This window comes from Pseudomonas sp. SJZ074 (assembly GCF_007828215.1).
Classification (GTDB): Bacteria; Pseudomonadota; Gammaproteobacteria; order Pseudomonadales; family Pseudomonadaceae; genus Aquipseudomonas.
Genome location: NZ_VIUE01000004.1, coordinates 303,969 through 317,350, shown reverse-complemented (window position 1 = coordinate 317,350; position 13,382 = coordinate 303,969). Strand labels below are relative to the sequence as shown.

At 61.5% G+C, this 13,382-nt stretch carries 14 protein-coding genes; 8 read left to right on the top strand and 6 right to left on the bottom strand.

What is annotated here, in order from left to right; translation table 11 throughout:
• Position 1 precedes the first annotated feature (1 nt).
• Entirely contained in the window at positions 2-961 is a 960-nt protein-coding gene (gene ftrA, locus FBX99_RS07705; protein WP_145131147.1) for a transcriptional regulator FtrA, read from the bottom strand.
• Positions 962-1,062: 101 nt separating this feature from the next.
• Here ftrA and FBX99_RS07700 point away from each other — a divergent pair, with 101 nt between their 5' ends.
• The 4 genes from FBX99_RS07700 to FBX99_RS07685 all read left to right on the top strand — a co-directional run bounded on the left by FBX99_RS07700 (position 1,063) and on the right by FBX99_RS07685 (position 4,518).
• Entirely contained in the window at positions 1,063-1,497 is a 435-nt protein-coding gene (locus tag FBX99_RS07700; protein ID WP_144923639.1) for a rhodanese-like domain-containing protein, read from the top strand.
• Between the two features lie 246 nt (positions 1,498-1,743).
• Positions 1,744-2,523, top strand: a complete 780-nt coding sequence (locus FBX99_RS07695; protein WP_047703706.1) for an ABC transporter substrate-binding protein — start codon at positions 1,744-1,746, stop codon at positions 2,521-2,523.
• 101 nt (positions 2,524-2,624) lie between these two features.
• Positions 2,625-3,737 carry a M14 family metallopeptidase gene (locus tag FBX99_RS07690; RefSeq protein ID WP_144923636.1) on the top strand — a complete coding sequence of 371 codons (1,113 nt, stop codon included), beginning with the start codon at positions 2,625-2,627 and terminating at the stop codon, positions 3,735-3,737.
• A 64-nt stretch (positions 3,738-3,801) separates the two neighbouring features.
• Complete coding sequence (locus FBX99_RS07685) at positions 3,802-4,518, top strand: alpha/beta hydrolase (protein WP_145131145.1); 717 nt, start codon at positions 3,802-3,804, stop codon at positions 4,516-4,518.
• 177 nt (positions 4,519-4,695) lie between these two features.
• On the opposite strand, the gene FBX99_RS07680 is transcribed toward FBX99_RS07685, so the two are convergent.
• The 3 genes from FBX99_RS07680 to FBX99_RS07670 all read right to left on the bottom strand — a co-directional run bounded on the left by FBX99_RS07680 (position 4,696) and on the right by FBX99_RS07670 (position 6,686).
• Positions 4,696-5,283 (bottom strand): hypothetical protein, encoded by a 588-nt coding sequence (locus FBX99_RS07680; RefSeq protein WP_144923630.1) that lies wholly within the window; start codon positions 5,281-5,283, stop codon positions 4,696-4,698.
• 90 nt (positions 5,284-5,373) lie between these two features.
• A complete protein-coding gene (locus FBX99_RS07675) occupies positions 5,374-5,658 on the bottom strand; it encodes a hypothetical protein (RefSeq protein ID WP_144923627.1) in 285 nt (94 codons plus the stop codon).
• Between the two features lie 80 nt (positions 5,659-5,738).
• Positions 5,739-6,686: a nucleoside-specific channel-forming protein Tsx gene (locus FBX99_RS07670; RefSeq protein WP_144923624.1), complete on the bottom strand. Its 948-nt coding sequence runs from the start codon at positions 6,684-6,686 to the stop codon at positions 5,739-5,741.
• A gap of 192 nt (positions 6,687-6,878) precedes the next feature.
• Here FBX99_RS07670 and selD point away from each other — a divergent pair, with 192 nt between their 5' ends.
• Together selD and mnmH are read left to right on the top strand one after the other, a co-directional pair.
• Complete coding sequence (gene selD, locus FBX99_RS07665) at positions 6,879-7,913, top strand: selenide, water dikinase SelD (protein ID WP_047703702.1); 1,035 nt, start codon at positions 6,879-6,881, stop codon at positions 7,911-7,913.
• Positions 7,913-9,016 (top strand): tRNA 2-selenouridine(34) synthase MnmH, encoded by a 1,104-nt coding sequence (gene mnmH, locus FBX99_RS07660; protein WP_144923621.1) that lies wholly within the window; start codon positions 7,913-7,915, stop codon positions 9,014-9,016. The genes selD and mnmH overlap by 1 nt, the downstream gene beginning before the upstream one ends.
• Before the next feature lie 149 nt (positions 9,017-9,165).
• Here the strand turns inward: mnmH and FBX99_RS07655 are convergent, their stop codons facing one another.
• Both FBX99_RS07655 and FBX99_RS07650 read right to left on the bottom strand, forming a co-directional pair.
• On the bottom strand, positions 9,166-10,218 hold the full coding sequence (locus FBX99_RS07655; RefSeq protein ID WP_145131143.1) for a permease: 1,053 nt from the start codon (positions 10,216-10,218) through the stop codon (positions 9,166-9,168).
• Positions 10,219-10,319: 101 nt separating this feature from the next.
• Positions 10,320-10,994, bottom strand: a complete 675-nt coding sequence (locus FBX99_RS07650; protein WP_144923615.1) for a histidine phosphatase family protein — start codon at positions 10,992-10,994, stop codon at positions 10,320-10,322.
• 393 nt (positions 10,995-11,387) lie between these two features.
• Between FBX99_RS07650 and FBX99_RS07645 the strand changes: the two genes are divergently transcribed.
• Together FBX99_RS07645 and hemB are read left to right on the top strand one after the other, a co-directional pair.
• The gene (locus FBX99_RS07645) at positions 11,388-12,086 is read left to right on the top strand and encodes a glutathione binding-like protein (protein WP_145131141.1); all 699 of its coding nucleotides are present in this window, start codon (positions 11,388-11,390) and stop codon (positions 12,084-12,086) included.
• Positions 12,087-12,259: 173 nt separating this feature from the next.
• Positions 12,260-13,234 (top strand): porphobilinogen synthase, encoded by a 975-nt coding sequence (gene hemB, locus FBX99_RS07640; protein ID WP_145131139.1) that lies wholly within the window; start codon positions 12,260-12,262, stop codon positions 13,232-13,234.
• Positions 13,235-13,382 lie beyond the last annotated feature (148 nt).

The following is a 13,382-nucleotide window of genomic DNA, read 5'->3' as shown; positions in this document are numbered from 1 at the left end:
TTCACCCGCGCCCAAACCGCTCCCTATACACCGACGGCGCCAACCCCACCACGCTGCGGAACGCCACGCGAAAGCTTTCCACCGAGCGATAGCCGCACAGCTGGGCGATGTTGTCGGTGTTGTCCCTGGTGCTTTCCAGCAGCTCCCGGGCGCGCGCCAGGCGTTCATGCTGCAGCCAGGCCTTGGGCGACAGGCCGCAGGCCTGGGTAAAGCGGCGCAGGAATGTCCGTTCGCTCATGGCCGCCTGGCTGGCGAGCTCGCGCACGCCGAGGGGCTCGTGCAGGTGTTCACGGGCCCATTGCATGACCCCGGACAGATCACCGCGTGGGGTGCGGCTGACCGGTGATGGGATGAACTGCGCCTGGCCGCCGGTGCGCTGCGTCGGCATCACCAATCGGCGCGCCACGGCGTTGGCGACCTGGGCACCGAAATCCCGCGTCACGAGGTGCAAGCAGGCATCGATGCCGGCGGCGCTGCCGGCCGAGGTGATGACTTGGCCTGAGTCCACGTACAGCACATCCGGATCGACCAGGATGGCCGGAAAGCTTTCGGCCAGTTCATCGGTGTAGCGCCAGTGGGTCGTGGCCCCCAGTCCGTCCAGTAACCCGGCAGCCGCCAACACGAATGCCCCGGAGCAGATCGACAGCAGGCGTGCGCCACGGGCATGGGCTTTGCGCAGTGCTTTGAGCAAGGCTTCTGATGGTGGCTCGTTGCGGCTGCGCCAGCCGGGGATCACGATGGTCCGTGCCGTATCCAGCAGCTCCATGCCGCCATCGGCCAGTACCTGGAAGCCGCCCATGGCGCGCAACGGGCCGTCATCGACGGCGACGATCCGGTGTTCGTACCAAGGGAAGTCGAATTCGGGTCGGGCCAGCCCGAAAATTTCGACGGCGACGCCGAATTCGAACGTGCATAAGCCGTCATAGGCAAGGACCGCGACCAGGCCGGGGGAAGGCTGCATTTGGCGGAAAATTCCCACTGAGTGTCTTGTGCGTCACTTTAGCGGTTAGCATAGGCCGGATAAAGTCTCCTTACGCCCTCATCCCCCTTGGAGTACCCACCATGCCCAGTCCGGTTAGCGAAGTGCCTGCTGCTCCGTCCGACGTTGCTCTACAGCATTTCAGCCGTCGTCTGACGTTCGAAACAGATTGTTCCGACGTTCATGCCAGCCAACAGGCCGGCGACGTTGACTTTGTTCTGGTGGATGTCCGCGGGCCCCTGGCTTATGAACGCGGTCATGTACCAGGCGCGATCAATATTCCGACGCGCTCGCTCACTGCCCAGTCGCTGGCCGCATATCCGAAAACCACACTGTTCGTGGTTTATTGTGCCGGGCCACACTGCAACGGTGCGAACAAGGCAGCGGTCCGTCTGGCAACCCTGGGCTATCCGGTCAAGGAAATGATCGGCGGCGTCATGGGCTGGCTCGATGAAGGCTTTCGCCTGACCGGTCTGGTGGAGCGTGTGGCGGACACGGCAGCCAGCTGCGACTGTTGAGTTTTTGCAGCAGCCGATACTCACTGTGGCAAGGGAGCAAGCTCCCTCGCCAGAGGCACTGCTACCTGTCAGGTTATTCGCAAACTTCATGGACATCAGGCACGCCTGATTATTTTTATAACTATTTGTCGCCTCAACACAATTCGCCCTCGGAGTGCCCCTCTAGACTCCCGGCCACTTCGGTTTTTGCCAACCGAACGCTGCCTACGATCTGCCAATAAAAAACCTGCGCACTCAGGAGCAAAAATGAAGAAGCTAGCAATGTTCGGTGCCCTGGCACTGTCCGTGTTGTCCTTGTCGGCCGTGGCCGCTGACGCCAAGCCGATCCGCCTCGGGATCGAAGCCGGTTACCCACCGTTCTCGATGAAAACCGCTGACGGCAAACTGGCCGGCTTCGATGTCGATATCGGTGATGCGTTATGTGAACAGATGAAGGTCAAGTGTGTCTGGGTCGAGCAGGAGTTCGATGGCCTGATCCCGGCGCTGAAAGTGAAGAAGATCGACGCGATCCTGTCGTCGATGACCATCACTGACGACCGCAAGAAGAGCGTCGATTTCACCATCAAGTACTACCACACCCCGGCACGCTTCGTGATGAAGGAAGGTTCCGGGATCAAGGACCCGCTGACCGAACTCAAGGGCAAGAAGGTCGGTGTGCTGCGAGCCAGCACCCATGATCGTTTCGCTACCGAAGTGCTGGTACCGGCGGGCATCAACCTGGTGCGCTACAGTTCCCAGCAGGAAGCCAACCTGGACATGGTCGCCGGCCGTCTCGACGCCATGCTGGCCGATTCGGTCAACCTCGACGATGGCTTCCTGAAAACCGATGCCGGCAAAGGCTTCGCGTTCGTGGGCCCGGCCTATGACGATCCGAAGTACTTCGGTGGTGGTGCCGGCATTGCCGTGGGCAAGGGTAATCAGGCCCTGGCCGAGAAATTCAACGCCGCCATTACCGAAATCCGCGCCAACGGCACGTACAAGAAGGTGCAGGACAAGTACTTCGCCTTCGACATCTACGGGCACTGATCGTTGAAACCAAGGTGGCCCTCCGTTGACCCGGTCGGCCACCTTTTTCATGGGGGATTGTTTTACCCTGTGCCCCGGGCGCCTTCGTATCTGGAGATTTCATGCAACGCATCGACCATACCCTGCCATGGAGCCACCTCGGCACCGAACGTCGGCTCAGTGTGTTTCGTTATGGCCATGGCCCACGCAAGGTCTACATCCAGGCCAGCCTGCACGCCGATGAGTTGCCGGGCATGCGCACGGCGTGGGAGCTGAAGCAGCGGCTCAACGCTCTCGAGGCCCAAGGCATGCTCAAGGGGGTGATCGAGCTGGTGCCGGTGGCCAATCCCATCGGCCTGGATCAGCATCTGCAAAGCGCCCACATGGGGCGTTTCGAGTTGGGCAGCGGCAAGAACTTCAACCGCTCCTTCGTAGAACTCAGCGCCCCGGTGGCGCAACGTGTCGGCCAGCGGCTGGGAGACGATCCGGCGGCCAATATCACCTTGATCCGCCAGACCATGCTTCAGGTGCTGGACGAGTTGCCCGCACCCCCTTCGCAGCTCGAAGCCTTGCATCGCCTCCTGCTGCGCCATGCCTGCGATGCCGATATCACCCTCGACCTGCACTGCGATTTCGAGGCAGCGATTCACCTGTACGCCTTGCCGCAACAGTGGCCGCAGTGGCGCTCCCTGGCCGCGCGGTTGAAAGCTGGCGTGGCATTGCTGTGCGAGGATTCCGGTGGCAGTTCGTTCGACGAATCCTGCTCCACCCCCTGGTTGCGTCTGGCCAGGGCTTTTCCCGAAGCGGCGATCCCACCGGCCAACCTGGCGACCACCCTGGAATTGGGGAGTATGGGCGACACGCGGGTGGACCAGGCCCAGGCCAACTGCGAGGCTATCCTCGGGTTTCTTGCCGAGCAGGGTTTCATCGGCGGTGACTGGCCGTCCGTGCCCGCCCAATGCTGTGAAGGTTTTCCGTTCGAGGGCACCGAGTACTTGTTCGCACCGCACCATGGCGTGGTGAGCTTCCTGCGCGAAGCGGGCGAATGGGTGGAGCAGGGCGATCCCTTGTTCGAAGTGGTCGACCCGTTGAATGACCGGGTCACGACGGTACGGGCCGGCACCAGCGGCGTGCTGTTCGCCCTGGACCGTGGGCGTTATACCGAGCCGGGCATCTGGCAGGCGAAAGTGGCGGGACGTGAACCGATACGCACCGGGAAATTGACCAACGACTGAAAAGTGCTGTCTACCTCACCGTACGGCCCTCGCCATGGGGCTCTCGAATGATGGAGGAAGATCAATGTTCAAAGCGTTCGCCCTGTTCCTGTTGCTGGTCTCGTCCGGGTTGCAAGCCCAGCCCTCGCTGCACACGGACTTGCCGCTCAGTTATCTGGCCCAGGCCGACGAGCAGGCCAGGGACCGGCCGCTGGTGATATTCCTGCATGGTTCCGGCAGCAACGAACAGGACCTGTTCGAACTCAAGGACGAGTTGCCCAGGCATTACAACTACCTCTCGGTGCGGGCGCCGAAGAGCATGGAACCGGGCCATTACCAGTGGTTTGCGAAGAAGGGCGAGGGCGCCTATGACGGTGATACCTCGGACTTGAAGGCCAGTGGCCAGATGCTGCTGGATTTCATCGAGAAGGCCCGGGCCAAATACTCGACGGACGCCAGCCGGGTCTATCTGGTGGGCTTCAGCCAGGGTGCGATGATGAGTTACGAAGTCGCCCTGCGACACCCCGAAGCGGTCGGTGGAGTCGCCGCGATGGGCGGGCGGGTCCTGTCGGTGCTGCAAGCCGAACTGACCCCCGACGAATCGCGGCGGTCGCTGGCGGTGTTCATCGGCCACGGCACGGCCGACCCGATCATTCCCTACCACGACGGCACCGAGGCCGACACGTTGCTGAAGACCCTGGCCCTGGAGCCGGAATTCCATGCCTATCCGGGCGTCGGGCATACCATCAGTGCCTTGGAAGTGCAGGACCTGCGGGCCTGGCTGGAGCGGCTCAACCCCTAGCGGTTTCGGTTGAAGCGTCGGCACATCCAACATCGATGCAGGCAAATTCACCGCCTTCGCGAGCAAGCCCGCTCCCACAGCTTGGTTCCGGGCGTTCACACGATTCATGCCCACCACGAAACCTGTGGGAGCGGGCTTGCTCGCGAATAAAGCAACGCGGTGCCCGCGCCCAGGCCATCACTTGCCGCTGGCGATCTGTTTCACCAGCGCTTCATGTCCGTTCTTGTCACTGGCCCGGGAGATGATCTGTACCACGGCGACACGTGTGCCGGAGGCTCCCAGCAACGTGGTGTCGAGGGTCGGCCCGCCGCCCTGGGTGGCGCTGGTGTCGAGTTGACGCAGGCCCAGTCCACTGCCTTTGAGGGTCAGGCTTTTTTCGCTGAGGATCCTGGCGTCCGGTAGGGCTTTGCTTCGCTGGGCGGCGAAGCCGGCCATGGTGGTGTCGAGAAACGCAGCATCGTCATCCTTGACCTTCGCACCATTGACGATGGTGTTTTCAGCCGTGATCACCACGGTCCTGCTGGTCGCATTGCTATACAGGGTCCCCGTCGCCCCTGCCGTGCCCTGGGCGGCATCGCCGGCAGGCAGTGCCGTCGCAGTGAAACCCTTGGGCAAGGTAAAGACAAATTTGCCGTCCAGCATTGATACCTTCTGGGCCGGTAGATCACCGGAGGTTTTGGCCGGGGCCGAATGGGCTGGTACGACAGCCAGACTGGCGATGGCTGTCAGCAACAGGGCAGCGGTGTGTTTTATCAGCAATGACATTGAAACTCTCGGCTTGGAGGGCGTATGGGGAGGCCGATCATCCCACGGGCATCCCGCCGGACTCCAGCGCTGCGCAAGCTTCCCAACGCGTCAGTCAGGCTCGACATCCAGCTGCAGGCTGTCATCGGCCAGGCGCTCGGTGCGCCGGACGATCCCGCTGATCCGCCGCCCCTCGGCAGTGAACACCACGATCTGGGCTTTCTCCAGATCATCCGGCAGTGGGGGGCGGATATGCAGCGCGAACCACGGCGGCTCACCGTCATCGAGGCGTTTGACATCGAACCGGCAGTCGATGCTTTTGGTTTCCCGGCCGAACAGCGTGTCGAGGCCGTAATCCAGCTGGGTGTTGTCGGCAGTGGCGGAGGAAAGGGACATCGGCAGTCTCCTGTTGAGCATCGGGTGGATGTTCAAGTGATTCTCGTGATGAACGAAAATTCCATCGCCAATGCCCCTGATCAGAATTGATAACCTACCCCGGCATAGTAGCCCCAGCCATCGGAGCGGGCGCGGAAATTTCCGTCGCCGAAGTTCAGTTCACTGCCATCTTCCCAGTTACCGCCGTTGTGGAAGTAGCGGCCCACCAGGGTGAAGCGCAGGTGAGTGAAGGAATACAGCAAAACGTTGGTGGCGACCGTGGCGTTGGCGGTGCGTGCCGGATTGTCCTTGTGCAGGTCGGAGCCGAAATCGAAGTTGGTGAAGCCGATGTAGGTCAGGGACGCACCATTGCTGAACCGGCTGATCGGCACGATGTACTTGAGTTGAGCGCGGTAGCCGTCCCAGGAATATTCATTGCTGGCGCCGTAGTTTTCCCATTGATACCGGCCGTAGAAGTTGGCCGACAGGTTGACCCGGGAATGAGTGTCGATGTCGGTGCCCAGTCCGCTGTATAAAGTGTTGCCACGATTGGCGCTGTTGCTGCCGTGGTCATAGATCCAGTCGAACGCCACATACCATTCCTTGAATGGCCCGATGGCCAGGCTGCGACCCACCAGGGAGTCGATGGAGATGCGCGGTTCGTGTTCCATGAACAGCGGCGAGCCGTGGTCCCATGCCCCTTTGTCGTGGCTGTTGCCGATGTCGAAAATCTTCGGAATGTCGACGTAGCCGTACAGTTCGAACGGCCCCTTGCGACCGAAATACTCATACTCCAGGTACACATCGTCGACCGGTTGCGGGCCGAAGCTGATGTCCTTGCTGCCGATGATGGTCAGGTTCTGGTTGTACCAGTCTGACAAGTAGGCGCCTTTTTCTGGCGGGGTGGCTTCGGGACTCAAGGCTTCGCCCTGGGCAGAGTCGTTCGGTGCTGCTTGGGCGGATGGGCTGGGTAGTCCGGTAACGGCGCTCAGGAGCAGGGAGGCTGCGAATACACCGGGCACGGCGCAACGCCGGGAAATGAAATGCATGGAAAGTCCTTGTTCGTGCGGGCCGAAGCCCGTGATCCTGGATGAAAGAAAACAACCCGATCAGAAGGCCCTGATGGGGCTCGCAAACGTTTGCACATCCCGTACCAGTTTCTCCTGGCCATGGCGGCATCAGCACTGAAGCGTCGACGTTGCTGCTAGAATCGCTCACCTTGACTGATGAGAGGTATGCCCATGAGCGAGCCCATTCGCCTGACCCAGTACAGCCACGGCGCCGGTTGCGGCTGCAAGATATCGCCGCAGGTGCTGGAAGTGATCCTGGCCGGCAGCGGTGCGCAGAACCTTGATCCCAAACTGTGGGTTGGCAACGCCTCCCGGGACGATGCCGCGGTGTATGCCATCGACGAGGAGCGCGGGGTGGTATCGACCACTGACTTCTTCATGCCGATTGTCGATGATCCCTTCGATTTCGGCCGCATCGCCGCCACCAATGCCATCAGCGACATCTACGCCATGGGCGGTGATCCGTTGATGGCCATTGCGATTCTCGGTTGGCCCGTCAATGTGCTGGCCCCGGAAATCGCACGGGAAGTGATTCGCGGCGGTCGTTCGGTGTGCGACGAGGCGGGTATCCCATTGGCTGGCGGGCATTCGATCGATGCGCCGGAGCCGATTTTCGGCCTGGCCGTCACCGGCCTGGTGCAAAAGCGCCACATGAAGCGCAACGACACCGCCACTGCCGGTTGCCGCCTGTACCTGACCAAGCCCCTGGGCATTGGCATCCTCACCACGGCGGAAAAGAAAGGCAAATTGCGCGCCGCCGACGTTGGCCTGGCCCGCGACTGGATGTGCACCCTCAACAAACCCGGCAGCCGCTTCGGCAAGCTCGATGGCGTGACGGCCATGACCGACGTCACCGGTTTCGGTCTGCTCGGGCATCTGGTGGAAATGGCAGACGGCAGCCAGTTGACCGCACGCATCCGCTACGACGCGGTGCCGCGCCTGCCGGGCGTCGAGTATTACCTCGACCTGGGCTGCGTGCCGGGCGGAACACTGCGCAACTATGACAGCTACGCCAGTAAGGTCGGTCGCGTCCAGGAACTGCACAAGCGCGTGCTATGCGACCCGCAGACCAGCGGCGGCCTGTTGATCGCCGTGACGGCGCAGGGCGAAGGCGAGTTTCTTGAAGTGGCCGCTGAATTGGGCCTCGCGCTGGAGCCGATTGGCGAATTGGTCGAGCGACAGACCAGCGCGGTCGAGGTGTCTTGATGAGCAATGACATTACCGATTACCGCGATATTTTCCTCAACGATCGGCCGATGATGGACACCCGCGCGCCCGTCGAATTTCTCAAGGGTGCGTTTCCCGGCGTGGTCAATCTGCCGCTGATGACCGACATCGAGCGGCAGCGGGTCGGCACGTGCTACAAGCAGCAAGGCCAGCAAGCGGCCATCGTCCTGGGGCATCAGTTGGTGTCCGGCGACACCAAGGCGCAACGCATCCAGGCCTGGGCCGACTTCGCCCGGGCCCATCCTGACGGTGTTCTGTATTGCTTTCGAGGCGGGCTGCGCTCGCAGATCGTCCAGCAGTGGCTCAAGGACGAAGCCGGCATCGAATACCCCAGGGTGGGCGGCGGCTACAAGGCGATGCGCACGTTCCTGCTCGATACCGTGGAGCAGGCGGTCGCCCAGTGCGATTTCGTCTTGCTGGGTGGCATGACCGGTACCGGCAAGACCGAAGTCCTGAACCAGCTGGGCAACGGCCTGGACCTTGAAGGTTACGCCAACCACCGGGGTTCGAGCTTCGGCAAGCGTGCCACGGGACAACCTTCCAACATCGATTTCGAGAACCGCCTGGCCGTGGATGTGCTGAAAAAGCGCGCCGCCGGTATCGGGCAATTCGTGGTGGAAGATGAAAGCCGCATGGTCGGCAGTTGTGCCTTGCCATTGCCGCTGTACCAGCGCATGCAACAGGTCCCGATGGTCTGGCTTGAAGACAGCCTGGAGCGGCGGGTCGAGCGGATTCTGCGGGATTACGTCATCAACCTGAGCGCCGAGTTTATCGCTGTACATGGCGAGGAGGGGTTCTCGCTGTTCTCCGAGCGGTTGCTGGCGAGTCTGGACAATATCCACAAGCGCCTGGGAGGCGACCGCCATCGGCGCCTGATGGCAATCATGGAAGCCGCCTTGGCCGAGCAGGCCGATAGCGGCGCCGTGGATTTGCATCGTGGCTGGATCGAAGGGTTGCTGCGCGAGTATTACGACCCGATGTACGTGTTCCAGCGGGAAAAGAAGGGAGGGCGGATCGAGTTCGCGGGAGAGCAGGCGGCTGTGCTCGAATATCTGCGTGAGCGCGCCCCCCGGACAGGTTGACCTCGGGGCCTCGTGGGAACGGGCTGCCGCTATCGCGAGCAGGCTCGCTCCCACAGGGAATTTGCAATGGACGACACCTCTGCGATCACCTCAGGCCCATGTGGGAGCGAGCCTGCTCGCGATAGCGGTGGATCAGTAAATCTTGAAGCCTAAAGCAACACCGCCCCGATCAACCCGCAGACGATGCCGACCAACATGGTCAGCAGCGCCACGGTCACCAGCACCCGGGCATCGAAATCATTGCGCAGCATCAACAGCGACGGCAGGCTGATGCTCGGCAGTGTCATCAGCAACGCCACGGCCGGTCCGGTGCCCATGCCCAGGGTCATCATCGTTTGGACGATGGGGATTTCCGCAGCGGTGGGAATCACGAACAACGTGCCGACAATGGCCAGCGGTACCAGCCACACCAGGCTGTTGGCCATGGCGCCATCGACATGGGGAAACAGCCAGACCCGTGCGGCGCCCAGGACCAGCACGGCCAACACATAGACGGGGATGGTGCTCCAGAACAACTGCCACAAGGTCCGTCCCCAACGCGCCAGGAAAGGCTGTGTATCGACCTCGCTGGCCTCGGTCACCGCCTCTACGGCCGCCTCGGGCAGAACTTCGGGCCGGGCGATGCGCTGGGCGACCATCGACACGCCGAAGACCAGCACGATACCTGCTACCAACCGCAAGGCGGTGAAGCCCCAGCCCAGCACGAAGCCCATGAAGACCAGGGTCGCGGGGTTGAGTACCGGGTTGCCGATCCAGAAGGCCAGCGCCGCGCCTACCGAGACATTCTGCCGGCGCATACCGGCCGCCACCGGCGCCGCGCAGCACGAGCACATCATGCCGGGCAGGGCGAACAGCCCGCCGCGCAAGGTCGAGGCAAAACCGGCCTGGCCGAACAGGCGCAACAGCCAGTCACGGGGAATCAGTACCTGCAACAGGGAGCCCAGGATCACCGCCAGCACCGCTGCTTTCCAGATCGCCAGGAAATACACCTTGGCGTAGGCCAGCGCGGCCATCAGCGGCGCGGTCTGTGCGTCGTTGAGGATCGAGCCGCCGATGCTGTGGTTGTCGGCGGCGACGAACGCCTTGAGGTAATAGGGCGACCATTTGACGTAGTAGAGACCGACACAGGCCACCAGCAGGAACAGGGCGGGTTTCCACCAGAACGACCAGCCCCGAATGGGAGCGGCAGAAGATAAAGACATGGAGAAGGTCCGGGCAACAGGGATGTAGGCGCATCATACCCTGTGGCGAGGAAGGTTGCTGTGGCGAGGGCGCTTGCTCCCGTTCCACCCCTGCCCGCCGCTTACGTCGGACAGGTTTGCTGGCCGTTATCCAGGCCCTGCTTGTAGCTCTGGCTGGAGAGACTGGCCTTGCCGTTGTGCCAGGTCAGGGTCAGGACATACAACGAATCGAAATCCCCGGACTCCCAGTCTTCGGTAATGGTCTGCTCCTTGCCCACGGCCTCGCCGGCCACTTTGTTGATCAGTTCCGGCAGATAGCCGTGGGACCAGGCCGTGTAGATGGTGGCGTTGTGGTACTTGTCGTGCAGCAATTCGTCGGCCAGGGCGCTGGTGTCGTTGGCCGAGTATTCGATATTGACCGGCAACCCGAGCTTGATCGCACTGGGGCTGATGGTCATCAGTGGGCGAATATAACTATAGGAATTATCCCGCTCGCCTTCTTCCACGTTGCGGGTCGGGTTGGCTGCGAATACGTAGTCGGCCTTGCCGAACTTTTGCGGCAGCAGGGTGGCCAGGTCGATGGCGCGGTTGAGGCCCTGGCAATTGAGTTGCCCCAGGCCGCCGGCGGGCTTTTCGGCGTGGCGCAGGAACACCAGGGTCTGGATGCCATCGACCGGCTGGGCGCGACTGACGCTGGATTCCAGTGACAGCACCAGGCCGCAGACCACGAGCGATGTCGGCAATACCAGCCATGAACGGCGTTTGAGGTATCTGGTGAACTGCAGGGGATTGATCATCGGATTATGTTCTTCGGCTGTCTCGAGTCAGGCATCGAGTCAGGCTGACAAACCCTGGCACCACGAAGCCCTGGCTTCGGATGTTTTCCTTGTCATTACGCCGCTTCGATTCCTCGGGGCATTGCTCTGAGTCTCCCGAAGCCCTTTTGGTTCGATCCTGCCGCGGCTCTCTTCCGTGAGATGGGGGAAGATTAACGACAGGATGTTGCGAAATTAATAAAGGCCGGCGTGATTGGTGTGACGTATGGAGGTTTAGCGAATGACCTTATTTCCAACCCTGGCGTGTTTCTCCGGCCCGTCCGGCAAACGTGAGTATCAGCAGGGGCATTTCCTGATGCCATCCATCCGGTCCTGAATTATGCTCCAGCATTTCCTCCCGCCATGGAGCTCCCCATGCCCGATCTGACCCAATTCCCGATCACCCGGAAATGGCCCGCCCAATACCCCGAGTGGCTCCAGCTCTACTCCCTGCCCACCCCCAACGGCGTGAAAGTCTCGATCATGCTGGAGGAGATCGGCCTGCCCTATGAACCTCACAAGGTGGATTTCGGCAGCAACGATCAGCTTTCCCCTGAATTCCTTTCCCTCAACCCGAACAACAAGATCCCGGCGATCCTCGACCCCCATGGACCGGGCGACCAGCCGTTGGCGCTGTTCGAGTCCGGGGCGATCCTGATTTACCTGGCGGACAAGAGCGGCCAACTGCTCGCCCAGGAATCGGCGGCGCGCTACGAGACGATTCAGTGGCTGATGTTCCAGATGGGGGGTATCGGGCCGATGTTCGGGCAGTTGGGTTTCTTCAATAAGTTCGCCGGCAAGGACTATGAGGACAAGCGACCTCGTGACCGTTATGTCGAGGAGAGCAAGCGTTTGCTCAAGGTACTCGATGGTCGCCTGGAAGGACGCGACTGGATCATGGGCGAGCGCTACACCATTGCCGACATCGCCACGTTCCCCTGGGTGCGCAACCTGATCGGGTTCTATGAGGCCGGCGATCTGGTGGGCATCCAGAACTTCCCCAACGTCACCCGGGTGCTGGAACGCTTCCTGGCGCGGCCGGCAGTGGTTCGCGGCTTGAAGATTCCCGAATGAGCGGAGCGATGCGCCGTTCAAGGGCAATGACTTGCATCAACGGTTCGCTGAGCGCGTAAGCGGATTATTGCCCTGCCGGTAACACACTGTTTTCCAGGCGCCGTTTGTACCCGGGTCGGCCAAGGCATAAGCTTTGGCCCCCTGTGATTGACACGCATTTGCCCAGGAGTCCCATGTCCAGCCAGTTCCCCGAAGCACGTCCACGCCGCTTGCGTCGTAATGCCAACCTGCGCAGTCTTTTCCAGGAAACCGAGTTCACGCTGAACGACCTGGTCCTGCCGATTTTCGTCGAGGAAGAGGTCGATGACTTCGTGCCGATCAAGAGCATGCCTGGCGTGGTGCGCATTCCTGAGTCGAAACTGGCCGGCGAGATCGAGCGATATGCCCGTGCGGGCATCAAGTCGGTGATGACCTTTGGCGTGTCCCATCATCTGGATAGCGACGGCAGCGACACCTGGAACGAGCATGGGCTGGTGTCACGCATGGCCGCGATCTGCAAGGACGCGGTACCGGAAATGATCGTGATTTCCGACACGTGTTTCTGTGAATACACCGATCACGGTCATTGCGGCGTGCTTCATGGGCATGAAGTGGACAACGATCGGACCCTGTTCAACCTGGGCCGGCAAGCCGTGGCAGCGGCCCGCGCCGGTGCCGATGTCATTGCTCCGTCCGCGGCGATGGATGGGCAGGTCCAGGCAATTCGCAAGGCTCTGGATGAAGCCGGCTTCAGCCAGACGGCAATCATGGCCTATTCCACCAAATTCGCCTCGGCGCTCTACGGCCCGTTCCGTGAGGCTGGCGGCAGCGCGTTGAAGGGCGACCGCAAGAGCTACCAGATGAATCCGATGAACCGTCGCGAAGCATTGCGCGAATCCCTACTCGATGAACAGGAAGGCGCCGATGCGCTGATGGTCAAGCCGGCCGGCGCCTACCTCGATATCATCCGTGATATCCGCCAGGCGTCGAACCTTCCGTTGTCGGCGTATCAGGTCAGTGGCGAATACGCGATGATCAAATTCGCCGCCCAGGCCGGCGCCATCGACGAAGCCCGAGTGGTGCGTGAAAGCCTTGGCGCGATCAAGCGGGCAGGGGCGGATCTGATCTTTACCTACTTTGCGATGGACCTGGCATCGAGCGGCATCTGATCCACACCATTCCCTTGTGGGAGCGAGCTGTCCGCAAGATTCGCGTTCGCCATCGCTCCCACATGGGTTTTGCGGTGTTATCGAGCCGGTTTTATCCATGTGTCGAACGACGGAGCATAGCCTGCCTCCGCTTTTGATCGTATGGTGC